Annotated in this window: 25 protein-coding genes; 15 read left to right on the plus strand and 10 right to left on the minus strand. The window is 68.8% G+C overall.

The genetic code is table 11. From position 1 onward, the window contains the following. Positions 1-98 precede the first annotated feature (98 nt). A complete protein-coding gene (locus WBG06_RS03915) occupies positions 99-1010 on the plus strand; it encodes a calcium-binding protein (protein ID WP_336735197.1) in 912 nt (303 codons plus the stop codon). 21 nt (positions 1011-1031) lie between these two features. Here the strand turns inward: WBG06_RS03915 and WBG06_RS03920 are convergent, their stop codons facing one another. Next, positions 1032-1484, minus strand: a complete 453-nt coding sequence (locus tag WBG06_RS03920; protein WP_336735199.1) for a nuclear transport factor 2 family protein — start codon at positions 1482-1484, stop codon at positions 1032-1034. 71 nt (positions 1485-1555) lie between these two features. Between WBG06_RS03920 and WBG06_RS03925 the strand changes: the two genes are divergently transcribed. Next, positions 1556-1726, plus strand: coding sequence for a hypothetical protein (locus WBG06_RS03925; RefSeq protein ID WP_336735200.1), 171 nt, complete (start codon positions 1556-1558; stop codon positions 1724-1726). A 116-nt stretch (positions 1727-1842) separates the two neighbouring features. After that, on the plus strand, positions 1843-3696 hold the full coding sequence (locus tag WBG06_RS03930) for an acyl-CoA dehydrogenase (protein ID WP_336735201.1): 1854 nt from the start codon (positions 1843-1845) through the stop codon (positions 3694-3696). 72 nt (positions 3697-3768) lie between these two features. On the opposite strand, the gene WBG06_RS03935 is transcribed toward WBG06_RS03930, so the two are convergent. After that, on the minus strand, positions 3769-4644 hold the full coding sequence (locus WBG06_RS03935) for a LysR family transcriptional regulator (RefSeq protein WP_336735202.1): 876 nt from the start codon (positions 4642-4644) through the stop codon (positions 3769-3771). A gap of 82 nt (positions 4645-4726) precedes the next feature. Between WBG06_RS03935 and WBG06_RS03940 the strand changes: the two genes are divergently transcribed. Further along, positions 4727-5947 (plus strand): MFS transporter, encoded by a 1221-nt coding sequence (locus tag WBG06_RS03940; protein WP_336735203.1) that lies wholly within the window; start codon positions 4727-4729, stop codon positions 5945-5947. An 89-nt stretch (positions 5948-6036) separates the two neighbouring features. Then, complete coding sequence (locus tag WBG06_RS03945) at positions 6037-6399, plus strand: hypothetical protein (RefSeq protein WP_336735205.1); 363 nt, start codon at positions 6037-6039, stop codon at positions 6397-6399. Here WBG06_RS03945 and WBG06_RS03950 read toward each other — a convergent pair. Beyond that, a complete protein-coding gene (locus WBG06_RS03950; protein WP_336735206.1) occupies positions 6378-7307 on the minus strand; it encodes a LysR family transcriptional regulator ArgP in 930 nt (309 codons plus the stop codon). The genes WBG06_RS03945 and WBG06_RS03950 overlap by 22 nt on opposite strands. A gap of 74 nt (positions 7308-7381) precedes the next feature. On the opposite strand from WBG06_RS03950, the gene WBG06_RS03955 reads away from it, so the two are divergent. The 3 genes from WBG06_RS03955 to WBG06_RS03965 all read left to right on the plus strand — a co-directional run bounded on the left by WBG06_RS03955 (position 7382) and on the right by WBG06_RS03965 (position 9878). After that, positions 7382-7990, plus strand: a complete 609-nt coding sequence (locus WBG06_RS03955; protein WP_336735207.1) for a LysE/ArgO family amino acid transporter — start codon at positions 7382-7384, stop codon at positions 7988-7990. 60 nt (positions 7991-8050) lie between these two features. Further along, positions 8051-8992: an oxidoreductase gene (locus WBG06_RS03960; protein WP_336735208.1), complete on the plus strand. Its 942-nt coding sequence runs from the start codon at positions 8051-8053 to the stop codon at positions 8990-8992. Positions 8993-9077: 85 nt separating this feature from the next. Beyond that, positions 9078-9878 (plus strand): hypothetical protein, encoded by an 801-nt coding sequence (locus WBG06_RS03965; protein ID WP_336735209.1) that lies wholly within the window; start codon positions 9078-9080, stop codon positions 9876-9878. Here the strand turns inward: WBG06_RS03965 and WBG06_RS03970 are convergent. After that, positions 9860-10651, minus strand: a complete 792-nt coding sequence (locus WBG06_RS03970) for a crotonase/enoyl-CoA hydratase family protein (protein WP_336735210.1) — start codon at positions 10649-10651, stop codon at positions 9860-9862. The two genes, WBG06_RS03965 and WBG06_RS03970, sit on opposite strands and share 19 nt — an antisense overlap. Positions 10652-10689: 38 nt before the next feature. On the opposite strand from WBG06_RS03970, the gene pgm reads away from it, so the two are divergent. Further along, positions 10690-12339, plus strand: a complete 1650-nt coding sequence (gene pgm / locus WBG06_RS03975) for a phosphoglucomutase (alpha-D-glucose-1,6-bisphosphate-dependent) (RefSeq protein ID WP_336735211.1) — start codon at positions 10690-10692, stop codon at positions 12337-12339. A gap of 115 nt (positions 12340-12454) precedes the next feature. Here the strand turns inward: pgm and WBG06_RS03980 are convergent, their stop codons facing one another. Then, positions 12455-12907 (minus strand): carboxymuconolactone decarboxylase family protein, encoded by a 453-nt coding sequence (locus WBG06_RS03980; protein WP_336735212.1) that lies wholly within the window; start codon positions 12905-12907, stop codon positions 12455-12457. 143 nt (positions 12908-13050) lie between these two features. On the opposite strand from WBG06_RS03980, the gene WBG06_RS03985 reads away from it, so the two are divergent. After that, complete coding sequence (locus WBG06_RS03985; RefSeq protein ID WP_336735213.1) at positions 13051-13947, plus strand: sigma-70 family RNA polymerase sigma factor; 897 nt, start codon at positions 13051-13053, stop codon at positions 13945-13947. Positions 13948-14068: 121 nt separating this feature from the next. Next, the gene (locus tag WBG06_RS03990; RefSeq protein ID WP_336735214.1) at positions 14069-17167 is read left to right on the plus strand and encodes a M4 family metallopeptidase; all 3099 of its coding nucleotides are present in this window, start codon (positions 14069-14071) and stop codon (positions 17165-17167) included. A 64-nt stretch (positions 17168-17231) separates the two neighbouring features. Here the strand turns inward: WBG06_RS03990 and WBG06_RS03995 are convergent, their stop codons facing one another. Beyond that, positions 17232-17531 (minus strand): WhiB family transcriptional regulator, encoded by a 300-nt coding sequence (locus WBG06_RS03995; RefSeq protein ID WP_336735215.1) that lies wholly within the window; start codon positions 17529-17531, stop codon positions 17232-17234. 171 nt (positions 17532-17702) lie between these two features. Between WBG06_RS03995 and WBG06_RS04000 the strand changes: the two genes are divergently transcribed. After that, positions 17703-20807, plus strand: coding sequence for a M4 family metallopeptidase (locus tag WBG06_RS04000; RefSeq protein WP_336735216.1), 3105 nt, complete (start codon positions 17703-17705; stop codon positions 20805-20807). A 72-nt stretch (positions 20808-20879) separates the two neighbouring features. Further along, positions 20880-21593, plus strand: coding sequence for a peptidase E (locus WBG06_RS04005; protein WP_336735217.1), 714 nt, complete (start codon positions 20880-20882; stop codon positions 21591-21593). On the opposite strand, the gene WBG06_RS04010 is transcribed toward WBG06_RS04005, so the two are convergent. Then, complete coding sequence (locus tag WBG06_RS04010) at positions 21590-22153, minus strand: RipA family octameric membrane protein (protein ID WP_336735218.1); 564 nt, start codon at positions 22151-22153, stop codon at positions 21590-21592. The two genes, WBG06_RS04005 and WBG06_RS04010, sit on opposite strands and share 4 nt — an antisense overlap. A gap of 60 nt (positions 22154-22213) precedes the next feature. Further along, positions 22214-22777 carry a TetR/AcrR family transcriptional regulator gene (locus WBG06_RS04015; RefSeq protein WP_336735219.1) on the minus strand — a complete coding sequence of 188 codons (564 nt, stop codon included), beginning with the start codon at positions 22775-22777 and terminating at the stop codon, positions 22214-22216. An 82-nt stretch (positions 22778-22859) separates the two neighbouring features. Between WBG06_RS04015 and WBG06_RS04020 the strand changes: the two genes are divergently transcribed. Further along, positions 22860-23492, plus strand: coding sequence for an NAD-dependent epimerase/dehydratase family protein (locus tag WBG06_RS04020; RefSeq protein WP_336735220.1), 633 nt, complete (start codon positions 22860-22862; stop codon positions 23490-23492). Positions 23493-23585: 93 nt separating this feature from the next. Beyond that, entirely contained in the window at positions 23586-23753 is a 168-nt protein-coding gene (locus WBG06_RS04025) for a hypothetical protein (protein WP_336735221.1), read from the plus strand. 60 nt (positions 23754-23813) lie between these two features. Here WBG06_RS04025 and WBG06_RS04030 read toward each other — a convergent pair whose 3' ends face one another. Together WBG06_RS04030 and WBG06_RS04035 are read right to left on the minus strand one after the other, a co-directional pair. Beyond that, positions 23814-25064, minus strand: a complete 1251-nt coding sequence (locus WBG06_RS04030) for a fatty acid desaturase family protein (RefSeq protein WP_336735222.1) — start codon at positions 25062-25064, stop codon at positions 23814-23816. Between the two features lie 26 nt (positions 25065-25090). Then, the gene (locus WBG06_RS04035) at positions 25091-26242 is read right to left on the minus strand and encodes a ferredoxin reductase (protein WP_336735223.1); all 1152 of its coding nucleotides are present in this window, start codon (positions 26240-26242) and stop codon (positions 25091-25093) included. Positions 26243-26287 lie beyond the last annotated feature (45 nt).

Raw genomic sequence — 26287 nt, forward strand, 5'->3', positions numbered from 1 at the left:
CAGGAGCCGCTTCGCTTCTGCTCATCCCCGGAATCACGCTGACCGCCAGCACCGCGAACGCGGCCGCTACCTGCGGAGGAGCAGCGGTCACTGTCGACATGAATCGGGGGCAGACGCCGAGGACGTCCTCCGACCAGGACTTCATCCTCGGCACGCCCGGTGCCGACACCATCTATGCCGACTCGAACGACGTCGTGTGCGGCGGCGACGGCGATGACAAGATCCACGCCACCGACATCGTCTTCGGACAGGGCGGGAACGACGAGATCTGGTCGACGTACGCCTTCGGCGGCTCCGGCAACGACCGGATTCACGGAACCTCCGGCCGCGACCGCCTTCGCGGTGGCGCCGGCTCCGACGTCATCTGGGGCATGGGCGGCAACGACGCCATCTACGGTCACTACAACCCCGGCGACCGTGTCGAGAGCAGTGGGACCGACAGCGGCGACATCCTCTACGGCGGCGACGGGGATGACCTCGTCGAAGGGCAGGGCGGAAACGACCGGGCCTACGGCGATGCCGGCAGCGACAGCCTCTACGGCGGGACCGGGAACGACACCATTTCCGGCGGATCGGGCAACGACCACGTCCGCGGGAACGGCGGCGCCGATCGGCTCTACGGCGGGACCGGAGGCGACGGCATCTCAGGAGGCAGCGGCGCGGACCAAGCGAGCGGCGGAACCGGTCCCGACAGCCTCCACGGACAGGCCGGCGACGACAGTCTCTACGGCGGTACCGGAGCCGATTGGATCCTGGGGCACAGCGGTGCCGACTACTTGTCGGGAGGCGACGGCAACGATGGAATCGGGGGCGGAGACGACAAGGACCGAATCCTCGGCGGCGATGACAACGACCGACTGGCCGGCGGCGCGAGTGCCGATGTCGTCAAAGGCCAGGCGGGCAGAGACGCCTGCGCACCTGAGCCCGGCGCCGGGGCGACATACTCCTGCAACCAGGTCGGCGACCTCCGGCCGTTCCCGAACAGCAGCGCCACGTACTGGACACCGTGACGTCGCGGACCGAGGACCCTCTCAGGCGGAGGTGAAGCTCGCCATCGTGCGCTCGGGCTCCCAGAAGGCCTTCATCGAGGCGATGCGGCCCTCGTCGTTGACCGTGTAGACCATGATCAGGTCGGTGGTGGTGTAGCTACCGTCGGGAAAGCTGGTCTTGATCCTGCCGATGTTGGCGCAGGTGTTGCCGCCGGGGTTGGCGAAGGAGTCGTTGATCTCGAACTCGAACTTGTGGACGGACGCGATCGCCTTCTCCCAGAACGCCTTGAGGCCCTCGTGGCCGTGATGGCCCTTGCCCTCGGGGTCGAACATCGACGGCCCGACGGGGTCCTCGAGCACGCAGTCCTCGGCGTAGATCGTCAACCACTCGTCGAGGTCGCCCTTGGCGACGGCGGAGTAGGAGCGCTGCCCGGCCGTACGCGCGGGGTGCTCGTCGTTCGGGGCGTTCCAGGTGATGGCGTCGGAGGTGATCATGCGGCAGATCGTACGCCGAAACTGAAACCTGTTCTGCCTATTCGGCCCGCCACCCCCTGTTGGCAGGCAGCATGGCCGACCCCGTGAAGGTCGCCCAGCCGGTCGGCATCCTGGCGGCCGGAGCGCTGGCAGCCGCGACGAGCCCGCGGACAGCGATCGCGGTGGCCGGCGGCGTACTCCTGCTCTCCTCTGGGCTGCTTCCCTGGCGTCCCACTGTGACAAAGAACCCTACCTGTGAGTAGGCCCGGGCTTGCCACCCCTGGAGAGCATGCCTATTCTTAATGTTACCCGCCAGTAGTCCGGCCCGATCGGCGCTCCCGCAACTGGTAAATCCGACAAAGGTTATGAAGGTGGATCAGTGAGCCACTACAAGAGCAATCTCCGCGACATCGAGTTCAACCTGTTCGAGGTCTTCGGCACCGACAAGGTTCTCGGCACCGGTCCGTTCGCGGACCTGGACGTCGACACCGCGAAGGAGATCCTCGCCGAGGTCGAGCGTCTCTCGCGGGAGGATCTCGCCGAGTCGTTCGTCGAGGCAGACCGCAACCCGCCGGTCTTCGACCCCGCGACCAACACCGCGCCGGTCCCGGCCGCGTTCAAGAAGTCGTACGACGCGTGGATGGAGTCGGGCTTCTGGAGCCTGCAGACCCCCGAGGAGATCGGTGGCCAGAAGGCGCCGAACTCGCTGATCTGGGCGACGGCCGAGATGCTGCTCGGTGCGAACCCGGCGATCTGGATGTACGGCGCCGGCCCGTTCTTCTCGAAGGTCGTCTACGAGAACGGCAACGACCGCGACAAGCGCATCGCCGAGATCATGGTCGAGCGGCAGTGGGGCTCCACGATGGTGCTGACCGAGCCCGACGCGGGCTCGGACGTCGGCGCCGGCAAGAGCATCGCCACCCCCAACGAGGACGGCTCCTGGAACATCACGGGCGTCAAGCGCTTCATCACCAGCGCCGAGTCGGACCTGCAGGAGAACATCATGCACCTCGTCCTCGCGCGCCCGAAGGGCGTCGAGGGCATCGGCGGCCCGGGCACCAAGGGCCTCTCCCTCTTCCTCGTGCCGAAGTACCACTTCGACCACGAGAGCGGTGAGCTCACCGGCGAGCGGAACGGCGTGTACGTCACCAACGTCGAGCACAAGATGGGCATCAAGGTCTCCAACACCTGCGAGCTCACCTTCGGCGACCCGCAGGTCGGCGGCGGCGAGGCCGCGAAGGGCTGGCTGCTCGGCGAGGTGCACGACGGCATCCGCCAGATGTTCGACGTCATCGAGAACGCTCGGATGATGGTCGGCACGAAGGCGATCGCGACCCTGTCGACGGGCTACCTGAACGCGCTGGAGTACGCCAAGACCCGCGTCCAGGGCGCCGACCTGGTGGCCGCCGCCAAGACCGACCCGCGCGTCACGATCACCCACCACCCCGACGTACGTCGCTCGCTGATGGTGCAGAAGTCGTTCGCCGAGGGCATGCGCGCGCTGGTCTACTACACGACCTCGTGGCAGGAGAAGGTCGTCCTCACCGAGGACGGCTCCGACGAGAACAAGCTGGCCGCCGCGGTCAACGACCTGCTGCTGCCGATCGTCAAGGGCTACGGCTCCGAGCGCGCCTGGGTGCTGCTCGGCACCGAGTCGCTGCAGACCTTCGGCGGGTCGGGCTTCCTGCAGGAGTACCCGATCGAGCAGTACGTCCGCGACGCCAAGATCGACTCGATCTACGAGGGCACGACCGCGATCCAGGGCCAGGACTTCTTCTTCCGCAAGATCGTGAAGAACCAGGGCGCTGCGCTCGGCCAGATCGCCGGCGAGATCCAGGCGTTCCTCGACAACGAGGGCTCCGCCGAGCTCAAGGAGTCGCGCGCCCTGCTCGCGACCGCGCTCGAGGACGTCAACGCGATCGTCGGCCACATGTTCAACGACCTGATGGCCTCCCAGGAGGAGATCACCAACATCTACAAGGTCGCCCAGAACACCTCGCGCCTGCTGCTCGCCGTCGGCGACGTGGTGGTCTCGTGGCTGCTGCTGCGCCAGGCCGAGATCGCCCTCGCCGCCCTGGCGGGTGACCCCGGCAAGGACAAGGACTTCTACACCGGCAAGGTCGCCGCCGCGAAGTTCTTCGCGTCCTACAACCTGCCCAAGCTGACCGCCGAGCGGGCGATCGCCGAGGCGATCGACAACTCGATCATGGACCTGCCCGAGTCGGCTTTCTGACCCTCAGGTTCTGACGACACGTACGCAGCGGCCCGCCCGGTTCTCCGGGCGGGCCGCTCCGTCGTCTGCCGCTCACATCGCGGAGACCGTCACCGCTTCGGCGAGCCGGGCGGCAGCGGCGGAGATCCGCCGGTTGGTGGCGACGGCGAGCTGGAAGGACCACTCCAGGCCGATCGGGACGGCGACGACCCCGGGGTCGCCCGCGACCGAGGAACGCGGCACCACCGAGACGCCCAGACCGCGGCAGACGAGGTTGCGCGCCAGCTCGAAGCTGGTGACCTCGGTGCGCACCGTGCGCGAGACGCCGGCGGCGGCGAACGCGGTGTCCACGACCGTACGGTTGCCCCACCCCGCCGGGAAGTCGACCCAGGTCTCCTCGGCGAGGTCGGCGGCGGTGACCGAGCCGGCCCGCGCCAGGCGGTGATCGGGCGCGCAGATGAAGACCAGCTCGTCGCCGTGGATGCGGGTCAGGCTCAGCCCGGGCAGCGAGGCCGCGGGCGTGGAGACCAGAGCGAGATCGAGGGCCCCGGAGCGTACGTCTGCCTCGCTGGTGGCGCTGCCGGAGATGGTCTGACGCATCCGCACGGTGATGCCGGGGTGACGGGCGGCGAAGCCCTGCAGGACCTCGGCGATGTTCCAGCGGCCGGTGTAGGAGAGCGTGCCGAAGAGGACGGTGCCGACCACCTGGCCGCGGGCGCCCGCGACCGCCTCGCGAGCGGCTTCGATGCCGGCGAGCACCTCACGGGCACGCGGGAGGAGCGCCTCACCCTCGGCGGTGAGCGCGAGACGGTGGTAGCCGCGCTCGATCAGCGGCGCTCCCAGGCCGCGCTCGAGCTGCTTGACGGCTGCGGAGACCGCCGACTGCACGACACCGACCCGGTCGGCGCCGGCGGTGAAGCTGCCGGTCTCGGCGACGGCGACGAAGTACTCCAGCTGGTGCGGCTGCATGCGCACCACTATCGCAGATCGTGATGCTTACCTTCGAGAAGATTCGTTGGAGATGATCGTGTGGATCGGCGAGCATGGACGCATGACAACGATCCAGGCGGTGCACCTCACGGAGCGGCGCCACCACGTCCGCGGGTTCTGGTCGGTGGCGTTCCTCTTCACGGTGACCATGGCCTTCGCGGCCGCGCCGGCACCCCTCTACGTCTTCTACGTCGACGAGCAGGGATGGAGCTCGTTCGTGATCACCCTGGTGTTCGCGACGTACGGCGCGGGGGTGGCGGTCTCGCTGTTCCTCGCCGGCCACCTCTCGGACCGGTTCGGGCGACGGCGGGTGGTGGCACCGGCGGTGCTGCTCAACGTGCTCTCCGCGTTGATCTTCCTCTCGACCCACGAGCTGGGCTGGCTGCTGCTGGCGCGGCTGCTGTCCGGGCTGGGTGTCGGGATGCTGACCGCGACGGCGACGGCTCACCTCGCCGAGCTGCACCGGACCGCGCGGCCGGGGGCGCCGGCGACCCGGGCCGAGGTGGTCGCGACCGCGGCCAACATCGGTGGTCTGGGGCTAGGCCCGCTGGTCGCCGGTGCACTGGCCGAGTGGGCGCCGCGACCGCTCTACACGCCGTACGCGGTCTTCGCGTTCCTCATGGTGGTCGGGATGCTCGCGGTGGTCGCGGCGCCGGAGACCGTGGACACCGACCAGCCGGGGTGGACCTACCGGCCGCAGCGGGTGCGGGTTCCGGCCGACGCGCGCGGCGCCTACTTCGCCGCCGGGATGGCGAGCTTCGTGGCGTTCGCGATGTTCGGCTTCTTCACCTCGCTGGTGCCCTCGTTCCTCGCCGGTGACCTGGACATGCACTCGCACCTCGTCGCGGGCCTGGTCGGGTTCTCCATCTTCGGGGCTGCGGCGCTCTCCCAGGTGGTGGCCGGGCGTCGTCCGCGCCGCCAGCTGTACGTCATCGGGCTGGTCGCCCTGACCGCCGGCCTGCTCCTCGTGGTGGGGGCCCTGCTGTCCGGCACGTTCTGGGCGCTGGTCGTCGGGGCCGTCGTCACCGGGGCCGGGTCGGGGACGTCGTTCAAGGCGGCGGTCGCGACCGTGATCTCGGTGGCACCGGCCGAGAGTCGTGGCGAGGCCCTGGCCGGGCTGTTCCTGATGGCCTATCTCGGGATCACGGTGCCGGTCGTGCTGCTCGGGATCCTGGTGCAGTACGTCGCGACCGAGCCGGCGATGCTCGCCTTCGGTGCGCTGCTGCTGGTGCTGCTCGGGGTCGCGGCGCGCGGGGTGTCGGGGTCGCGGCGTACGACCTGAACGGCTGGCGCTGTGATGCGGGGGACGGTATGAGGGCCTGAAACGGCTGGGTAGCGTGGCGCGCCACCCCCAACCTCTGGAGCTCTTCCATGACCATCGGCCTCGGGATCATCCTCCTGGTCCTCGGACTCATCCTGCTCACCGGCGCAGTAGACCTGCCCGACGACGTCGCCAACGCGATCGCCAGCGAACCGCTCGGCTGGATCCTGGTGATCGCCGGCGGTCTGGCGATCGCGATCGGCGTACTCCTGTCGGTGAACCGGTCCCAGCACACCACCGCGGTGGAGCACCGTCAGTACGACGTCGGCCCCTACGGGGGCGGACCTCAGGGCCCCTACCCTCCTGGTCCGCCCGCGCCTCCTCAGGGCCACTATCCGCCGGCCGGCCACCCCGTGCAGGGCAACGTCCCGCCGCAGCAGTACGGCGGCGGCTACCCGGGCGACCGGGGCTGACGCGCCGGGCGTAGCTGCGCGCGGGCGGCGCGGCGTACGGCCTCGCTCAGGTCGTCGACGGTGATCGAGTCGAGTCGCCAGCGCTGCCAGTAGAGCTGGACGTCGATCGGCCTCGCGCCGGGGAGCGGCATCGTCGCCCCTGACGCGAGGTCTGCCTCGGCCTGAGCGTCGAGGAGCATGCCCCAGCCGAGGCCCCGTCGGATGGCCTCGTGGAAGTCGTGGCTGCTCGGGACCCGGTGGACGACGGGCGGCCGGGTCGCACCGTGGGCCGCGAGGACCTCGTCCTGGAGGTGGTCCTTCTCGTTGAAGACGATCATCGGCATCGCACCCCAGTCGACGCCTCGGCCCTTGCGATGGCGCTCGACGAGCGCCGGGGCCGCGCCGGGGGTGTAGCGAAGCCTGCCCAGCGGCTCGACCGTGCACCCCTGGACCGGCTTGGGCTCGCTGGTGACGGCCGCCAGGACCTCGCCCCGTCTGAGCGCGTCGGCCGAGTAGCCCTGGTCCTCCACAGTGATCCGCAGCGCCGTCCGGTCCCAGGTCGCGACCTCCTCGAGCACCGGACGGAACCAGGTCGCGAGGGTGTCCGCGTTGACCACGACCGAGAGGTCGACGACGGCGCCGTCGCTGCTGCCGTCATCGTCGGTGTCGCCGGTGTTCAGGCTCGCGGTGGCCTCGGCGAGCAGCAGCCTGAGCTGGCGTCCGTGCCTGATCAGGGGCTCACCGGCTTCGGTGGGCGTGCAGGGAGTGGTACGCCGCACCAACACCCGACCGGCCGCGCGCTCGAGCGCCCTGATCCGTTGGCTGACAGCGCTCGGAGTGATGTTGAGGCGTCGCGCCGCGGCGTCGAAAGTACCTTCTTCGGTGATGACGACGAGGGTCTCGAGCTGGGTCGGGTCGAGTGCGCGCATGCCTTAAGCATGACTTGTCTTCGGTAAGATTCTTTCGCTGGTCTGCAGATACGCGGCGGCCTACCGTCGCCGGTGTGATCAACGCCAGCCTCGCCGGACTCCTGACCGGGCTCAGCCTCATCGTCGCCATCGGGTCGCAGAACGCGTACGTCCTGCGGCAGGGCATCCTGCGCTCGCACGTGCTCGTCGTGGTGAGCGTGTGCGCCGTCTCCGATCTCATCCTCATCTGTGCCGGCGTCGGTGGGATGGGCGCGGTCGTGTCGCACGCCGGGTGGGCGCTGGAGGTGCTGCGCTGGTTCGGCGTCGCGTTCCTCGGGTGGTACGGCATCGGGTCGTTCCGGCGGGCGCTTCGGCCGGTGGGCATGGACGCTGCCGACGCGCCCCGGGAGACGCTCCCCCGGGTGGCTGCCAAGGCTGCCGCCTTCACCTGGCTCAACCCGCATGTCTACATCGACACCCTTGTGCTCCACGGGTCGATCGCGGCGACCTACGGCTCGGCTCGCTGGGGGTTCGCGATCGGTGGATGCGTGGCCAGCATCGTCTGGTTCGCCGGCCTCGGGTACGGTGCCCGGCTCCTCGGCCCCCTCCTCGCCAGCCGGCGGGCGTGGCAGGTGCTGGACACCCTCATCGGGTGCACGATGATCGCGATCGCCGGCGGTCTCGCGCTGGGCGGTCTGGGCTGACAAGACGGGCGAGAACGTCAAATGCGTCGGATGTGTGGACCTGCCGCCTAGTGTGGCCGCATGGCGTGGACGACCTCCGACATTCCCGACCTGACCGGCAAGAACGCTGTGGTGACCGGACCGACACCGGGCGGCATCGGGTATTTCGTCGCGCGCGGGCTGGCCGCGGCCGGAGCACGGGTGATCCTGGCGGGGCGCTCGTGGGAGAAGCTCGACGCGGCTGCTGCGGGGATCGCCGAGGAGGTCCCGGGCGCACGTCTCGATCGGGTCGCGCTCGATCTCTCCTCGCTCCAGGCGGTGCGTGCCGGAGCCGAGGCGATCGCCGCAGCGACCTTCGAAGGCGGCGGACCGCTGCACCTGCTGGTCAACAACGCCGGCGTGATGGCGACGCCGCAGTCGCGCACGGTCGACGACCTCGACCTGCAGATGGCCACCAACCACTTCGGGCCCTTCCTGCTGACCGGGCTGCTGCTCGAACCGCTGGCCGAGAGCGGTGAGGGGCGGATCGTCACCATGGCGAGCATGGCACACAAGGTCGCCCGCAAGGCACCCCTCGGCTTCCCGACCGTGCAGGTCGGGCGCTACTCGCCGTGGGGCGTCTACGCCCAGTCCAAGCTCGCCAACCTGCTCTTCACCTTCGAGCTCCAGCGGCGCCTGGAGAAGGCGGGACTCCCGGTCGCGGCCTACGCCGCCCATCCGGGTCTCGCCTCCACCCGGCTCATGTCGAACGGAGCATCGCGGACGATGATCGCGCCGATCGCGAGCATCAGTGAGGCAGCCGTCCGCGCGATGGCACAGACTCCCGAGGCCGGCGCCTGGCCCGCACTGATGGCGGCGACCGACCCGGGGCTGAAGCCCGGGACGTACGTCGGGCCGAGCGACGCCTTCGAAGGCCGTGGCGCACCGAAACCGGTCTCCGCCTCGCGCCTGGCCCGCGACCCGGAGGCGGCGCGGGCGCTGTGGGAGCTCTCCGAGCAGACCACCGGCGTCTCCTACCCCTGACGGGCCGACCCCTGACCAAAGTCTGACCCGGCCTGCTACCTCCGGCCGATGCCCCGGCGACGCCCCGGCTCCTAGATTCAGCAGGGTGAGCAAGAAGGTCCAGATCTGGTCGCGGACGATCTCCGAGCACACCCACCATCTCGAGGTGACCGGGGAGATCATCCGTACGTTCGTGTGGACCATCGACGGCGAGGAGGTCCTCACCCGGAAGACCGCCGACGACCGGGCACGACTCGAGACCAAAGAGCACGGCAGCCTGCTCGTGATCCACTCCGGCCTCGGTACGCCGCGGCGCGCGACCTACTTCGCGCCCGGCGAGGATCTTGCCGGGATGGCCGGCATCGGCGGCATCGACCTCACGCCGGAACCGGGGTCGCGGGCGGCAGCGTACGAACGTCGGGTGCTCGAGCACCCCAAGCGCTACGCCCTCATCGAGACCCTGGGCGGGGCCGCGGGCGTCGTCGCGGGCATCGTCGGCGCGATGGTCGTCGCGTGGATCGTCGCCCGGATCTCGCTGCCGGACATCGACCTCCCGCTCCCGAACCTTCCGGATCTTCCGGATCTGCCCGACCTGCCGCTCCCCGACCTTCCCAGCATCCCGTGGCCGTCGATCCCCTGGCCGGACCTGCCGAACGTACAGGTCCCCGGTTGGGTCGCGTGGATCGCCAACCACCTCAAGTACATCTGGCCCGTCGTCCTCGCCTTCGTCCTCGCTCAGGGCGAGATCAAGCGCCGCCGCAAGCACGCCGAAGCGTCAGGTACGTCGGCCGAAAGGTCGCTCCCGTCGGCCGAGAAGGCAGCGGATGACGACTCGGGCGACGCGAGTGACGCCTCGGCCGACGTGGGTGACGCCTCGGCTGAATCGGGTCAGCGGCGGGGCTTGTAGGTCGGCTTCTCGCGCTTGAAGGCGGCCTCGCGGGCGATCTTGGTGTTCTCGCCGAAGAGGAGGCGGAGCTGCTCGATGCGCTCGCGGGAGAAGGTGCGCTTGATGGGGCCGTACCAGGTGTCGTTGAAGAGGCGCTTGGCGGCGGCGAGCTGGTCCGGCGAGCGCTCGGAGAGGCGCCGGGCGAAGGCGGTGGCGGTGGCGATCGGGTCGGCGGAGAGCTCGGTGACCAGGCCCAGCTCGTAGGCACGCTCGCCGGAGAACTGCTCGGCGGTCATGGTGAGCTTCTTGGCGGTGTCGATGCCGACGACCTCCGACAGCGACCGGATGCCGGTCATGTCGGGGATGATGCCCCACTTGCCCTCGAGCACCGACCACTGCGAGTCGGGCTCGGCGATACGGAAGTCGGCCCCGAGGGCGATCTGTACGCCGCCACCGAGACAGTGGCCGTGCACCGCCGCGATCACCGGGACCGGCAGCCGGCGCCAGGCCCAGACCGACTCCTGGAAGAGGTTGGTGCCACGGAAGGGCACGGGGATGAACGCACCGACGATCTTCTTCGGGTCGCGCAGCACCGAGGCGAAGTCGAGACCGGCGGTGAACGCATCCCCCTCGCCGGCGATGACGACCGCGCGCAGATCGTGGTTCTTGCCGAGCGCCCTGGCCGTGTCCACCAGCTCCCGGAGCAGCTCGAGCGTCAGCGCGTTGAGCTTGTCAGGGCGGTTGAGACGCACCTGGGCGATGCCGTCGTTGATTTCGGTGGTGACGAGGGGCATGAGGAGAACACTACGGGGCAGTAGGCATGATGGGACACATGGCTGACCCACGCGCTGGAACGCTCGCTACGCCCGCCGACCTGGTCGACGTACCTCACCTGGTCGCGTCCTACTACAACCTGCAGCCCGACCCGGAGGATCCGGCCCAGCAGGTCGTCTTCGGCACCTCCGGGCACCGCGGGTCCTCGCTGAAGTCGGCCTTCAACGAGACGCACATCCTGGCCACGACCCAGGCCATCGTCGACTACCGGACCTCGCAGGGGATCGACGGGCCGCTGTTCATCGGGCGTGACACCCACGGCCTCTCCGAGCCCGCGTGGGCGAGCGCGCTGGAGGTGCTGGTCGCCAATGACGTACGCGTCCTGGTGGACGACCGCGACGGCTACACGCCGACCCCGGCGGTCTCGCACGCCATCCTCCGTGCCAACGCCGGCCGCCTGTCGGGCTCCGGCCTGGCCGACGGGATCGTCGTGACCCCGTCCCACAACCCGCCCTCCGACGGCGGTTTCAAGTACAACCCACCTCACGGCGGGCCGGCGGACTCCGACGCCACCAAGGTCATCGCCGCCCGGGCCAACGAGCTGATCCGGGCCGGGCTCACCGGCGTCAAGCGGGTGCCGTTCGCTGCCGCGAGGCGGAAGGCCGAGGCGTACGACTTCCTGGGCTCCTACGTCGACGACCTGCCCCACGTGGTCGATCTGGCCGCCATCCGCGATGCCGGGGTGAAGATCGCGGCCGACCCGCTCGGTGGCGCGTCGGTGGCCTACTGGGGCGCGATCGCCGAGCGCCACAAGATCGATCTCAACGTGGTCAACGAGCTGGTCGACCCGACCTGGCGGTTCATGCCGCTGGACTGGGACGGCAAGATCCGGATGGACTGCTCCTCCCCCAGCGCGATGGCCGAGCTGGTGCGCTTCCTGGAGAGCACCCCGGAGTTCGACATCGCCACCGGCAACGACGCCGACTCCGACCGGCACGGGATCGTCACCCGCGACGCCGGGCTGATGAACCCCAACCACTTCCTCGCGGTCGCGATCGACCACCTCTTCGGCGGTGCCCGTCCGGACTGGCCGGCGACGGCACGGATCGGCAAGACGCTGGTCTCGTCATCGATGATCGACCGGGTCGCCACGTCCCTGGACAAGCCGCTGGTCGAGGTCCCGGTGGGGTTCAAGTGGTTCGTGCCGGGGCTGATCGACGGCTCGTTCGGCTTCGGCGGCGAGGAGTCCGCGGGCGCCTCGTTCCTGCGTTTCGACGGCACCGTGTGGACCACCGACAAGGACGGCATCATCCTCGCCCTGCTCGCCTCCGAGATCCTGGCTCGCACCGGGAAGTCGCCGTCGGAGCGCTACGCCGAGCTGGTCGCGGCGCACGGAGCGCCCGCGTACGCCCGCATCGACGCCCCCGCCTCGCGCGACGAGAAGGCGAAGCTCGCCGCCCTCTCCCCCGAGGCCGTGACCGCGACGACGCTGGCCGGCGAGGAGATCACCGCCAAGCTCACCGAGGCCCCCGGCAACGGCGCAGCCATCGGTGGCTTGAAGGTGACCACCGAGTCGGCCTGGTTCGCCGCCCGACCGAGCGGGACGGAAGACGTCTACAAGATCTACGCCGAGTCCTTCCAAGGCGAGGCCCACCTGGCAAAGGTCCAAGAAGAGGCAAAGGCCGTAGTAGCAGCCGCCCTCTCCTGACCCGCCGAGAAGTCAGTTTCTGGCGCCGAAGAGTCGATTCTGGCGCCGAATGGACCACTCGGCGTCAGGAATCGACCTCTCGCGGTCAAAAGCTGACGTCTCGGCGGGGAGGGGGTCAGCGGGCCCAGAACGGGTTCGCTGCGTCTTCTCTGACCGTCACGTTGATGCGGTTGAAGAGGTTGTGGGTGGCGATGCAGACGACCAGGGCGGCGGTCTGCTGCTCGTCGTAGTGCTTGGTGACCTCGCGCCAGAGCTCGTCCGGCACGGCGTCCTCGGCGTCGGCCAGGCGGGTCATGGCGTCGGCCAGTGCCAGCGCCGCCTTCTCGGCCTCGTCGAAGAAGGGCGACTCGCGGTAACCGGCGAGACCGACGACCTTCTCGATCGACAGACCGACGTCGTCGATACGTTCGGCGTGACCCTGGAGGCAGGCGGCGCAGCCGTTGAGCTGGCTCACCCGCATCGCGACGAGCTCGGTCGTGGTCTCCGGGAGACCACCTTGGGACACAGCGGCCAGGAGGTTGCCGATGCCCTTGAATGCCTGCGGAAGTACTTCTGCTGGGTTCTTCATTCGGTTGCTCATGCCATCCCTGACCCGTCGGGGCAGATGGATGTGACAGCTCCGCGAAAGAAAAACTTCTTTCACCGGATCGGTCACATCTGCTCTGCTTCACGGGTCGGGTCTGTGGAGACCTTCGACCGAGAGGACAGACGATGCAGCAGGAGTGGCTGGCGGAGCGTTTCGAGGAGGAGCGGCGGCACCTGTTCGGGGTGGCGTACCGGATGCTCGGATCGGCCTCCGAGGCCGAGGACGCCGTCCAGGACACCTGGCTACGGTTGAGCCGGAGCGACGCCGAGGAGATCGACAACATCGGCGGCTGGCTGACGACCGTCGTCGCACGGGTCTGCCTCAACATGCTGCGCTCGCGCAACACCCGCGGTGAGGTCGGGCTCGAGGATCGGCTGCCCGAGCCCACCGTCGTCCTCGACGACGGCAGCACCCAGGACCCGGCCGAACGCGCGATGCTCGCGGACTCGGTCAGCATCGCGCTCCTGGTCGTGCTCGACCAGCTCTCCCCCGACGAGCGGCTCGCCTTCGTGCTCCACGATCTGTTCGCTGTGCCCTTCGACGAGATCGCGACGATGCTCGACCGCTCCTCGGACTCGACCCGACAGCTCGCCAGCCGAGCGCGACGACGAGTCCGGGGTCGCAGTGCTGGATCCGCGAGCCAGGACCGCACCGTGGCCGCGCAGCGGGAGGTCGTCGACGCCTTCTTCGCCGCCGCCCAGGACGGTGACCTGGACCGCCTCATCGGCGCCCTCCATCCGGAGGTCGTGCTGCGGGCCGACTTGGGCGCCGGGATCACCACCTATCGTGGCGCGGCGAAGGTGGCCGGCAACGCGGTCATGTACGCCCACGCCGACCGCGTCACCCACCCTGCGCTGGTCAACGGGCGAGCGGGCGTCGCGGTCACCCTCCACGACAGGCTGTTCAGCGTCATGGCTTTCACGGTGGTCGACGGACGGATCACCGAGATCGAGGCGTATGCCGCTCCAGCCCAGGTCGCGAAGCTCGCCGCGAGCATGGGGATGGAGTCAGCCCACAGCTAGGTCCACCGAGATTGATCGTTTACGTCTTGTTACGAGCGTTTAGAACTTTTAGTGACGCAGATCTCCTTACGATGCGAACGGGCCGTGACTTGGCGCGGCACAATCCCGAGAGGAGCATCCCGTGAAGCTCGGAAAGCAAGGAGTCAGCCTTGCGCTCGTCGCGGCGGGTCTGGTGATCACTCCGGTCGCCGCGATCGCCGCAGAACCGGATGTCAGCGGCATCGACCAGCTGAAGGCGGACGCCGACAAGACCGTCGTGCTGAAGAAGGAGGGCGCTACCGACCAGATCGGCTTCGCGGCCACCACGGGCGATCTGATGCCCAGCGTCGCGGCCGACAGCAAGTCGGAAGCGGCTTCGAAGGCCAGCAAATACCTGGACAAGTACGCCTCGGTCTTCGGTGCCGAGGCCGACCAGCTCGACCAGACCAGGGTCAGCACCACCCCAGCTGGTTGGACGGTCGAGTTCGAGCAGGTCTACAAGGACGTACCGGTCTTCGGTGGCGTACTCAAGGCCCACGTCGACAAGAAAGGTGACCTGACCTCGGTCAACGGCTTCGCCGCCCCCGACCTCGACCTCAGCACCACCCCGAAGTGGTCGAAGGAGAAGGCCAGCACCAGGGCCCTGGAGCTGGTCAAGGCCAAGCCGGCCGAAGCCCACCCCGACGCCAAGGTCGACACCACCGGTGTCGAGGTCGTCAAGGCCGACCTCAACGTCTACCGCATGGGCGCCGCCCAGGGCGTGAGCGGCAAGAGCCTGCTCGCCTGGGTCATCGAGGTCTCCAACCAGTCGACCGTGCGCGAGACCGTCGTGATCGACGCGACCAGCGGCAAGCCGGTCAACCGCTACTCGATGATCCACGCGGCTCACGACCGCGAGCTGATCGAGAAGCACAACACCCCCGAGACCACGGACGATGCGACCGTCTGGCGCGAGAACGACGCCTTCCCCGGCACGCTCGACCAGGACCAGCAGAACGAGGTCGCCACCACCGGTGAGTCCTACTGGCTCTACAAGAACACCTTCGGCCGCGACTCCTACGACGGCGCCGGCGCGAAGATGGTCACCGTCAACAACGACCCGGCCATCTCCTGCCCCAACGCCAACTGGAACGGCGAGACCACCAACTACTGCTCGGGGGTCACCTCCGACGACGTGGTCGCGCACGAGTGGGGCCACGCCTACACCGAATACACCTCGGGCCTGATCTACCAGTGGCAGCCGGGTGCGCTCAACGAGGCCTACTCGGACATGTGGGGCAACACCCTCGACTTCATCAACACCCGCGAGAACACCACCGACGACGTGGCCCGCACGGCCGGGAAGTGCTCGACGTCCACACGCAGCGCGATCACCCTGACCATCAACACACCGGCCGAAGTCGCCGGAGACTGTCCGGCGGCGGCCGCCAACTTCGGTCCGGTCTACCCGCAGTCGGGTGTCACCAGCGACATCGTGGTCGGCGTCGACGCAGCCAACAGCGCCGGGCCGTCGACCACCGACGGCTGCTCGCCGCTGGAGAACGCGTCGGCGGTCGACGGGAAGTTCGTGCTCGTCGACCGCGGCACCTGCCCGTTCACCCAGAAGGTCGCCAACGCGGAGAACGCCGGTGCGACCGGTGTCGTGATCGCCTTCTTGGAAGGCCAGTCGATCGGCAGCATCTCCAGCACCTCCGGCATCTACGGTGCGACCACCGACTACGCCACCGGCCAGAAGATCAAGAACGCCACCGGCACGGTCAACATCACCATCAAGGACGCCTCGACCGAGTCCAAGGACGAGTCCGTGCGCTGGCTGATGGGTGAGGACTCGCCCGCCTTCGGCGGCGCGATCCGCGACATGTGGAACCCGAACTGCTACGGCGACCCCGGCAAGGTCTCCGACGAGGAATACCACTGCGACGGCGCCACCGACTCCGGCGGCGTCCACGTCAACTCCGGGATCGTCAACCACCATTACGCCCTGCTCGTCGACGGCGGCTCCTACAACGACGTCAACGTCGCCAGCATCGGCCTGGACAAGGCTGCCAACCTGATCTGGCACGCCCAGACCAACTACCTGACACCGACCTCGGGCTTCCCGGAGTACGCCCAGGCCATGGTCTCCTCCTGCGCCGACCTGATGGGTGCGACGACGCTCAAGAAGCTCACCCTGGGCACCTCGACGGCGCAGACCGGCGGCGGCGAGACTCCGGGCGGCGAGGCGACGGCTCCGGCCCTGGAACCGATCACCGCTGACGACTGTGCGGCGGTCGCGGCGGCCAACACCGCCACCGAGCTCACCAAGGAACCGGTCCAGTGCAACTTCGGCCCGATGCTCGACCCGAACACCCCCGCCTTGTGTGGCGAGGGCACCAACGAGGTCACCACCTACACCGAGGACTTCGAGGACGGGTTGACCGGCTGGACCCAGGACGCCGAAGCACTTGTCCCCGGGAACGACTACCCCTGGGAAGCGGGATCGGGCATCGAGGGCAACACCAGCGGCCTGGCGTTCGCACCGGACCCGAACGAGGGCGCCTGCGGGTCCACGACCGGTGACATCACCAGCCGGAACGGGCTCATCAGCCCGGAGCTCACCGTGCCGGACGGCCTGTCGCCGCGGCTGAGCTTCGACCACTCGGTCCTCACCGAATGGGGCTACGACGGCGGCAACATCAAGGCCTCGGTCAACGGCGGCGAGTTCAAGGTCGTCGACCAGGCCGCGTACGCCTTCAACGCGCCCGGCGGCACCATGAGCGCCGGGAGCGGTTACATGGACGGGCAGCCTGCCTGGACCGGCACGGACGGTAACGAGTTCGCCGGTCAGTGGGGCACCACCATCGTGAAGCTCGACGCGATCGCCGCCGCCGGTGACACCGTCGAGTTCCGCTTCGACTTCGGTCGTGATGGCTGTGGCGGGGCCAGGGGCTGGGCCGTCGACAACGTCTCGGTGAGCTACTGCACCGAGAAGGCGGTCCCCGAGATCTCGGCGTCCTCGCCCAAGAAAGGCAAGGTCGAGATCACCGTCGACGGCGAGCGCGCCACCGGCGAGATCGTCGTCACCGAGAACGGTGTCCGCGTCGGCCGGTTCACGCTGAAGAAGGACGAGACCGCGACCTTCCGCGCGCTTCCGGGTGCGCACACCTACGAGGTGACCTACTCCGGCGACCGGAACAACGAGTCGGTCACCGAGACGGTGACGGTCGACGTCAAGGCGAAGAACAAGGGCCCGAAGGGCTAGTCGCCAGTCGCCCCACCCTCGGGAGCCCCGCCGGACCCAGTCCGGCGGGGCTCTCTGGTATCGCCTAGGCGGCCTGACGGCGGGGTCGACCGCGGCCGCGCTTGTGGGTGACCACTCGGCCGCGCTCGACGATCTCGCCGCCCCAGACGCCCCACGGCTCCGATCGGGCCAGCGCCCCCGAGAGGCACTCACGCATCACCGGGCAGTCGAGGCAACGGTCTTTGGCCACCTCGAGGGCGGCAGGGGACTCTGAGAACCACAACGCAGAGTCGTCTCCGTGGCACGGCAGGCCGGCGGCGTACAAAGGCGGGATGATCTCCAAGGGCACACCCCGAGAATCTGCGCCTGAGGTAGGCCGGCGCATCGGGAAACTACCTTAGATCGCCCCTGAAGGACCTCGGTGCCAGCACGAACAGCCCGGAATCGAATCGTTTCGGAGTCGTGATTCCCGTTTGCCCCTCTCTGTGACGCAAATCTCTCTACGATGCGGAAGCGCCGCGACTCGACGCGGCGCAATCCCCGAGAGGAGCAACCCGTGAAGCTCGGAAAGCAAGGAATCAGCCTTGCACTCGTCGCGGCGGGCATGGTGATCACACCGATCGCAGCTGTCGCCGCGGAGCCGGATCCCACCGGCCTCGACCAGCTCAAGGCCGATGCCGACCAGACGGTCACCCTCAAGAAGGAGGGGGCCACCGGCCAGATCGGCTTCGTGTCCACCAAGGGTGACCTGATGCCCGAGGTCGCAGCCGACAGCAAGTCGAAGGCGGCCGAGAAGGCCCGCAAGTATCTCGACAAATACGCCCCGGTCTTCGGTGCCGAGGCGGACCAGCTCGACCAAGCCAAGGTCAGCACCACCCCAGCTGGTTGGACGGTCGAGTTCGAGCAGGTCTACAAAGACGTACCGGTCTTCGCCGGCGTCCTGAAAGCCCACGTCGACAAGGCAGGCGACCTGACCTCGGTCAACGGCTTCGCCGCCCCCGACCTCGACCTCAGCACCACCCCGAAGTGGTCCAAGGACAAGGCCGCCGCCAAGGCGTTGGAGCTGGTCAAGGCCAAGCCCGCCGACGCCCAGGCAGATGCCAAGGTCGACACCACCGGTGTCGAGGTCGTCAAGGCCGACCTCAACGTCTACCGCATGGGCGCCGCCCAGGGCGTGAGCGGCAAGAGCCTGCTCGCCTGGGTCATCGAGGTCTCCAACCAGTCGACCGTGCGCGAGACCGTCGTGATCGACGCGACCACCGGCAAGCCGGTCAACCGCTACTCGATGATCCACGCGGCCCACGACCGCGAGCTCTACGAGGCGTACGTCGCGGACGACGGTGGCACTCCGAACGACCCCAGCGACGACACGATCGGCGGCCTGGACACCCCGGTCTGGTCCGAGAACGACGCCTTCCCGGGTGCGCTCGACCAGGACCAGCAGAACGAGGTCGCCACCACCGGTGAGTCCTACTGGCTCTACAAGAACACCTTCGGCCGCGACTCCTACGACGGCGCCGGCGCGAAGATGGTCACCGTCAACAACGACCCGCGGATCTCGTGCCCCAACGCCAACTGGAACGGCGCAACCACCAACTACTGCTCCGGCGTCACCTCCGACGACGTCGTTGCCCACGAGTGGGGCCACGCCTACACCGAATACACCTCGGGCCTGATCTACCAGTGGCAGCCGGGTGCGCTCAACGAGGCCTACTCCGACATGTGGGGCAGCACCGTCGACCTGATCAACTCCCGTGAGAACGACAGCTCCGAAGAGGTCAAGCGTTCCGCCGACGGTGCCTGCTCGACCTCGTCGCCCGCTCGGGTGAAGTTCGAGATCACCGCACCGGCAGACGCCGCCGGCCTGTGCCAGGTGGCCTCGGCCTCGTGGACCGCTGCCGACGCGTTCGCCTCGCCGGTGACCGCGAACATCGTCGTCGCTCGCGACGCCGCCAACACCGAGGGTCCGTCCGAGACCGACGGCTGCACGGCCTTCGCCAACGCTGCCGACGTGGCCGGCAAGTGGGCCTACGTCGACCGCGGCACCTGCTCCTTCCAGATCAAGGCGAACAACGCCGTCGCTGCTGGTGCGGCGGGCCTCGTGGTCGGCAACAACTCGGCAGCCGCGCCCAGCACGATGAGCGGCACCTCGACGATCCCCGGCGTCATGATCGACATGGCGCACGGCGCGAAGGTGCGTACGGCTGGATCGGCGACTGCGACCATCTCGCAGACCACCAACACCGACGAGTCCACTCGCTGGCTGATGGGCGAGGACTCCTCCGCCTTCGGTGGCGCGATCCGCGACATGTGGAACCCGACCTGCTACGGCGACCCGGGCAAGGTCTCCGACCAGGAATACCACTGCGACACCACCGACTCCGGCGGTGTGCACACCAACTCCGGTGTCATCAACCACCACTACGCCCTGCTCGTGGACGGCGGTGACTACAACGGCACCACCGTGCCCGGCATCGGCCTGGACAAGGCGGCCAACCTGATCTGGCACGCCCAGACCAACTACCTGACGCCGACCTCGGGCTTCCCCGAGTACGCCCAGGCGATGGTCTCGTCCTGCGCTGATCTCACCGGCCTCACGACGCTCAAGAAGCCCACCCTGGGCACCTCGACGTCGCAGACCGGCGGCGGCGAGACTCCGGGCGGCGAGGCCACCGCTCCGGCTCTGGAACCGATCACGGCGACTGACTGCGCAGCGGTCGCGGCGGCCAACACCGCCACCGAGCTCACCAAGGAGCCGGTCCAGTGCAACTTCGGCCCGATGCTCGACCCGAACACCCCCGCCCTGTGTGGCGAGGGCACCAACGAGGTCACGACGTACTCCGAGGACTTCGAGGACGGCCTGACCGGCTGGACCCAGGACGCCGAGTCCCTGGTCCCCGGCAACGACTACCCCTGGGAGACCAAGAGCGGCGTCGAGGGCAACGAGACCACGGCAGCCTGGGGCCCCGACCCCGTCGAGGGCGAGTGCGGCGGACCTGGTGACATCACCAGCCGCAACGGGCTGATCTCCCCGGAGATCACCGTGCCCGCCGGAAAGACGCCTCGCCTGACATTCGATCACTCGGTGCGCACCGAGTCGACCTGGGACGGCGGCAACGTCAAGGTGTCGGTCAACGGCGGCGAGTTCACGCTGGTCGACAAGGCTGCGTACCTCTTCAACGCTCCTGCTGGCACGATGGCCGCCGGCAGCGGGTATCTCGAGGGCCAGCCGGCCTGGACCGGCACCGACGGTGGCCAGTTCACCGGCCAGTGGGGCACCACGATCGTCGACCTGGACGCGATCGCCGACGCCGGTGACACCGTGAAGTTCCGCTTCGACCTGGGTCGAGACGGCTGCAACGGTGTCGAGGGCTGGGCCGTCGACAACGTCTCGGTGAGCTACTGCACCGAGAAGGCGGTCCCGGAGATCTCGGCGTCCTCGCCCAAGAAGGGCAAGGTCGAGATCACCGTCGACGGCGAGCGCGCCAGCGGCGAGATCGTCGTCACCGAGAACGGCAAGCGGGTCGGTCGGTTCGGTCTGAAGAAGAACGAGACGGCGACCTTCGGGGCGAGCCGGGGTACGCACACCTATGAGGTGGCCTACTCGGGTGACCGGAAGAACGAGGCGATCACCGAGACGGTGACCGTCAGGGTCAAGTAACCCTCACACCTCGCAGAGCCCCGCCGGACAATCCAGTTCGGCGGGGCTCTCTGTGTCCCTACACTCACCCCCATGCGCGGAACGATCCTGACCATGGGCGGTGGCGGCTTCTCGATGCCCGAGGTGCACGGGCGGGACTTCTCGCCCCTCGATGCGGAGCTGACCCGCCTGAGCGGGCAGGCGAAGCCCAAGGTCTGCTTCATCGCGACCGCGAGCGGGGACGCCGACAGCTATCACGACAAGTTCCTCGCTGCGTACGCCGATCGTGCCGAGGCGACGGTGCTGTCGCTGTTCAACAAGGCGCCGGAAGGACACGAGCTCCCGATCAACAGGCTCGAGCAGCTGCTCGACCAGGACATCGTCTACGTCGGCGGCGGCTCCACCGCCAACCTGCTGGCGGTCTGGCGTCTGCACGGACTGCCGGCTCTCCTGGAGAAGGCAGCCGCCGGCGGGACGATCCTGGCCGGGATCTCCGCCGGCGCGAACTGCTGGTACGAGGCCTCCTCCACCGACTCCTTCGGCCCCACCGCGCCGCTTCCCGACGGCCTCGGCTTCCTCCCCGGCTCGTTCTGCCCGCACTACCTCGGCGAGGAGGACCGGCGCGAGACGTACGTCGGCTTCGTCGGCTCCGGAGCGTTGCCCGCCGGCTACGCCGCTGACGACGGCGTCGCGCTGCTGTGGCGCGACGGCGAGCTCGTCGAGGTGATCAGCGAGCGGCCCGACGGAGTCGCCTACGCCGTCGGGCCGGACGGGGAGAGCCCGCTCGAGGTGCGGGTTCTCGACTAGGGCAGGTAGAGCAGGCCGTAGGTGGCGAGGTGACAGAAGCCGAAGAGCGCGGGCGCCCACACCTCGACGTTGCTCATCGGCAGGTAGCGCGAGCTGTCGCGGCCGAGGCCGACCGCCGACCACTCCGCGACACCCGGCGCCGCGGGGAGCTGCTTCTCGAGGTGGGAGATGACGGCGTACTTCCCGCTCGCCATCTGCCGGTAGGAGCGGATGATCCAGAACCAGCCGAGGCAGGTGCCGAGGGCGGCGATCAAAGCGATCGAGAAGAGCCACGGCTTCTCCGGAGCGCTCACCAGGAGGGCTGTTCCGGCGACCAGCAGCCCGACGTTGAGGATCAGCAGGAACGCGCTGGTCAGCGTACGTCGCACGCTGAGCCGCTCCGCCTCGGCGACGTAGAGCTTGTATTGGTCGAAGAGCACCGCGCGGTCGCCGCTGGAGAGCACGTCGGGTGGCAGCACCCACAGACCGTCGGCGAGCGCCGACGCGTTCGGCTGGTTGGCGGTCACATAGCTGCGTACTGCGGTCTGCGACCCGGTGCCGGGAATCAACTCGTTCTCCATAGTGGCTAGTTGTCTACCGGTCGCCGACGACGATGTCCATACGAGATTCGTCACCGTGACTCAGCAGAGATCACGCAGGGCGGCGGCCGCCTCGTCGACGCTCTCCGGAAGGTCGAGGTCGGTCTCTCCCGATACCCACCGGGAGAATGCCGTCTGGAACACCGCGGCCCCGCTGTGGGCAGCCAGCCCGGCGCTCAGCTCCGCCACTCCCCGCTCCATGAGCGCCGCCTGCGCAGCGGCCGTCATCGTCGCCATCTTGAGCAGCTCGCGCTCCCGGAGAGCGGGGGTCGCCTCGACGATCCGGGCACGTTCCGCGGCCTGCTCGCGGGTGCGTACCTCGACGAGCTCGACGGCCGCCTGGCGTACGCCGGCGATGACCATCTGCAGCGGGCCCGCATCCTCGTCGGCTGCGGCGATCCCCTGGGTGACCATCTCGTCCAGGGAGCCCGGGCCGCTGAAGAGCACCTCGCGCTTGTCGGCGAAGTGTCGGAAGAACGTGCGCTCGGTGACGCCCGCTCGGGCCGCGATGTCGCCCGCGGTCGTCCTGTCGTAGCCCTGCACGGCGAAGAGCTCGAGGGCAGCGGCCACCATCCGGCCGCGCGCATCCGGCTCCCATCTCGACATGACGCCATCCTACCGTGATGACAGTTTCTGACATCACCTGCTACTGTCGATGTCAGTCACTGACATGAAGAGAGGAAGAACGATGAACATCTTCGTCACCGGAGCCTCCGGCTGGATCGGCTCAGCGGTCACCGACGAGCTGCTCGCGAACGGCTACGCCGTCACGGGCCTGGCCCGCTCCGACACCAGCGCCGCCGCCCTGGAGGCCAGAGGTGCGGCCGCTCACCGCGGATCGCTCGACGACCCCGCCTCGCTCGCCGCAGGGGCCGAGGCGGCAGACGCCGTCATCCACCTGGCCTTCAACCACGACTTCGACCACTACGACACCGCCGGCCGGACCGAGCGCACCGTGGTGAGCGCCATGCTCGAAGCCCTCGAGGGCAGCGGCAAGCCGTTCCTCTTCGCCAGCGGCGCCGCGGGGGCTGCTACCGGGCGAGCCGCGACGGAGGACGACCCCAGCCCCTTCCACGGGCCCGACTCCATGCGGGGCGGCAGCGAGAACCTGGCGCTGAGCCATGCCGACAAGGGCGTACGCCCCGTCGCGCTCCGCTTCCCGATCGTGCACGGTCGAGACGGCGACCCCGGCTTCGTCGCCTACCTGGCCCAGCTGGCCAGGAAGCACGGCGTGTCGGGCTACATCGGCGACGGCAGCAGCCGCTGGGCCAGTGTCGACCGCCGCGACGCCACCCGCGCCGTACGCATCGCACTGGAGTAGGCGCCGGCCGGCTTCCGTGTCCATGCGGTCGCCGAGGAGGGCATCCCGACCCGGCAGATCGCCGAAGCCCTCGGCAAGCGCCTGGACCTGCCGGTGCGATCGATCAGCCCCGACGACGCCCCGGCCCACTTCGGCTGGATGGCGATGATGTTCAGCCTGGACGGCGCGACCTCGTCCGAGATCACCCGGAAGACCCTGGGGTGGGAGCCGACCGGCCCCACCCTGATGGAGGACATCGCCGCCGGCGCGTACGACGCCTGAAAGACAGATACGACGCGGTGTCCTGAGCTTCGAAAGCTCAGAACACCGCGTCGTCGTGCGTCAGACGGCCTTGCCGACCGAGGCTGCGCCGGCGGCCTCGAACTCCTTCAGGATGCGGCGGCGGGTGCGGGTGTCGCCGCGTACGGCCTTGACGAGCTTGCCGAACTGCTTGGGAGCGTTGCGAACGTTGGTGGACTCGAGGAAGCCGTTGGGGAACGAGAGGCGCACGACCTTGTGCCAGGCGGACGCGACCTGCTGCGGCATCGGGGCGGTGTGGTAGTTCAGGCCGTACTTGTCGAACAGCGCCCGCACCTTCGGCGCGATCTCGGCGTAGCGGTTCGAGGGCAGGTCCGGGAAGATGTGGTGCTCGATCTGGTGCGACAGGTTGCCCGACATGATGTGCAGGAACTTCGAGCCGGAGATGTTGGCCGAGCCGAGCATCTGACGGACGTACCACTCGCCGCGGGTCTCGTTCTCGGGGATGTCCTTGAGCTCGAAGGTCTCCACGCCCTCGGGGAAGTGACCGCACATGATCACCGAGTGGGTCCAGACGTTGCGGACGAAGTTGGCGGTCAGGTTCGCCAGCAGCGTGGTCGGGCCGGAGAGCGTGACCATCGACAGCAGCGGGTGCGCGACGTAGTCCTTGAGCGCCTGGCGGCGGATCTTCCTGACCGTGTTCTGCGCCATCTCGTGCCAGCCCTCGGGCATGTCACGACCGCTCTTCTTGAGGCGGCGCATCTTGCCGAGCTCGAGGTCGTAGGCCGCGATCCCGTATTCGAAGATGCACATGTTGAGGAAGTTCATCAGCGGCTGCGCGAGCGAAGCCGGCGTCCAGCGCTGCTCCTCGTCGACGCGCATGATGCCCCAGCCGAGGTCGTTGTCCTTGCCGACGATGTTGGTGTAGGTGTGGTGCAGCTCGTTGTGGGAGTGCTTCCACCCCTCCGCGGTGGAAGCGTTGTCCCACTCCCACACCGTGGAGTGGATCTTCGGGTCACGCATCCAGTCCCACTGGCCGTGCATGATGTTGTGGCCGATCTCCATGTTGTCCAGGATCTTGGCGATGGAGAGACCGACGGTGCCGACGACGAACGCCGGCGGGAAGATGCTCGCCAGCAGGACGGCACGGGAGCCGAGCTCCAGGGACCGCTGGACCTTGATGACCTTGTGGATGTAGGCCGCGTCACGCTCGCCGCGAGTGTCGATGACCTCCTGGCGGATGGCGTCGAGCTCGCGGCCGAGCTGCTCGACGTCCTCGCGACTGAGGTGGGCGATCGGACCGGTGTAGGCCGGGGCTTCAGGTGCGATGGTCATGTCTGTCTCGCTTCTGTGGGGGGTGGTCAGTGGTCGATGACGCACTCGCCGGCGGCGGCGGAGATGCAGGTCTGGATGGGCACGCCCTCGGGGCCGGTCTCACCCGGCCGGGCGACGGTGAGCTCGCCGTTGCGGAGGTCGCGGACGGCGCCCTCCTTCATCGGGAGCACGCAGCCGAAGCAGATGCCCATGCGGCACCCGCTCGGCATCAGGACGCCGGCCTCTTCGGCGACGTCGAGGATCGGCTTGTCACCGGCGGCGTCGACGGTCTTGCCCTTGAAGGCGACGGTGCCACCCTCGCTGGTGACGACGGTCGCCAGGCGGAACTGTTCGGTCTGGAGCGGCAGGTCCTCGGCGTCGTACCAGGCCTGGAGGTTGTCGAGGAGACCCGCGGGACCACAGGCGTACGCCGTGCGCTCCTTCAGGTCGGGGACGAGCTCGGCGAGGGCGTCGACGTCGAGGCGGCCCTCGGACCCGGTGTAGCGGGTGACGAGGCGGATCGCGCCGGCCTCGGCGAGGGTCTCGAGGTTGCGGATGAAGATCGAGTCGGGGCGGCTCGGGGCGACGTGGACGACCGTCACGTCGAGGCGCTGGTGCTCGACGACGCCCTCGTCGGTGACCGGGAAGAGGTTGCGCAGCATCCCGATGACCGGGGTCACGCCGGAGCCGGCGGTGACCATCAGGAACTTGTGGCCGCGCAGGTCGCTGGGGAGCACGAAGTCGCCGGCCGCCTGCTCGAGGTGGACGATCTTGCCGGGACGCAGCCGGCGCACCAGGTGGCTGGAGACCTTGCCGTCGGGCACGGCCTTGACGGTGATCGAGATGAGGCCGTCCTTGCGGGGGCCGTGGGTCAGCGAGTAGGCCCGCCAGTGGCGTACGCCGTCGACGTCGACGCCCACGCGGACGTACTGCCCCGGGGTGTGGCCCTTCCAGTCGGCACCCGGCTTGATCTCGATGGTGGCCGCGTCGGCCGTCTCCGGGGTGACCTTGACGACGCGTCCGCGCAGGTCAGCGCCGGGTCGGAGCGGGATGAACATGTCCAGGTAGTCAGCCGGTGCCAGCGGCGTGGCGATCGTCTCGGCGATCTCCCACGCCTTGCGCGAGAACCGCTCGCGCAGCGCGGGTCGCCTGGCCTCGCCCGGGGCGAACAGGGCGGGGGACGTAGAGATCTCTGCCATGCATCCATAGTGCTACTTAAACGAGGTAAACTCCTGTGTCAGCGA

It is taken from the genome of Nocardioides sp. CCNWLW239 (assembly GCF_037137035.1).
Lineage (GTDB): Bacteria > Actinomycetota > Actinomycetes > Propionibacteriales > Nocardioidaceae > Nocardioides.

What these genes read in the sequence shown, in the direction of transcription:
- WBG06_RS03980 (WP_336735212.1), bottom strand. Translation starts at nt 12,907, where the DNA reads ATGAAGAACCCAGCAGAAGTACTTCCGCAGGCATTCAAGGGCATCGGC.
- WBG06_RS04035 (WP_336735223.1), bottom strand. Translation starts at nt 26,242, where the DNA reads ATGGCAGAGATCTCTACGTCCCCCGCCCTGTTCGCCCCGGGCGAGGCC.
- WBG06_RS03925 (WP_336735200.1), top strand. Translation starts at nt 1,556, where the DNA reads ATGGCCGACCCCGTGAAGGTCGCCCAGCCGGTCGGCATCCTGGCGGCC.
- WBG06_RS03940 (WP_336735203.1), top strand. Translation starts at nt 4,727, where the DNA reads ATGACAACGATCCAGGCGGTGCACCTCACGGAGCGGCGCCACCACGTC.
- WBG06_RS03995 (WP_336735215.1), bottom strand. Translation starts at nt 17,531, where the DNA reads ATGCGCCGGCCTACCTCAGGCGCAGATTCTCGGGGTGTGCCCTTGGAG.
- pgm (WP_336735211.1), top strand. Translation starts at nt 10,690, where the DNA reads ATGGCTGACCCACGCGCTGGAACGCTCGCTACGCCCGCCGACCTGGTC.
- WBG06_RS04030 (WP_336735222.1), bottom strand. Translation starts at nt 25,064, where the DNA reads ATGACCATCGCACCTGAAGCCCCGGCCTACACCGGTCCGATCGCCCAC.
- WBG06_RS03915 (WP_336735197.1), top strand. Translation starts at nt 99, where the DNA reads ATGAATCGGGGGCAGACGCCGAGGACGTCCTCCGACCAGGACTTCATC.
- WBG06_RS03950 (WP_336735206.1), bottom strand. Translation starts at nt 7,307, where the DNA reads ATGCGCGCACTCGACCCGACCCAGCTCGAGACCCTCGTCGTCATCACC.
- WBG06_RS03970 (WP_336735210.1), bottom strand. Translation starts at nt 10,651, where the DNA reads ATGCCCCTCGTCACCACCGAAATCAACGACGGCATCGCCCAGGTGCGT.
- WBG06_RS04020 (WP_336735220.1), top strand. Translation starts at nt 22,860, where the DNA reads ATGAACATCTTCGTCACCGGAGCCTCCGGCTGGATCGGCTCAGCGGTC.
- WBG06_RS04015 (WP_336735219.1), bottom strand. Translation starts at nt 22,777, where the DNA reads ATGTCGAGATGGGAGCCGGATGCGCGCGGCCGGATGGTGGCCGCTGCC.
- WBG06_RS04005 (WP_336735217.1), top strand. Translation starts at nt 20,880, where the DNA reads ATGCGCGGAACGATCCTGACCATGGGCGGTGGCGGCTTCTCGATGCCC.
- WBG06_RS04010 (WP_336735218.1), bottom strand. Translation starts at nt 22,153, where the DNA reads ATGGAGAACGAGTTGATTCCCGGCACCGGGTCGCAGACCGCAGTACGC.
- WBG06_RS03920 (WP_336735199.1), bottom strand. Translation starts at nt 1,484, where the DNA reads ATGATCACCTCCGACGCCATCACCTGGAACGCCCCGAACGACGAGCAC.
- WBG06_RS03960 (WP_336735208.1), top strand. Translation starts at nt 8,051, where the DNA reads ATGGCGTGGACGACCTCCGACATTCCCGACCTGACCGGCAAGAACGCT.
- WBG06_RS03935 (WP_336735202.1), bottom strand. Translation starts at nt 4,644, where the DNA reads ATGCAGCCGCACCAGCTGGAGTACTTCGTCGCCGTCGCCGAGACCGGC.
- WBG06_RS03945 (WP_336735205.1), top strand. Translation starts at nt 6,037, where the DNA reads ATGACCATCGGCCTCGGGATCATCCTCCTGGTCCTCGGACTCATCCTG.
- WBG06_RS03985 (WP_336735213.1), top strand. Translation starts at nt 13,051, where the DNA reads ATGCAGCAGGAGTGGCTGGCGGAGCGTTTCGAGGAGGAGCGGCGGCAC.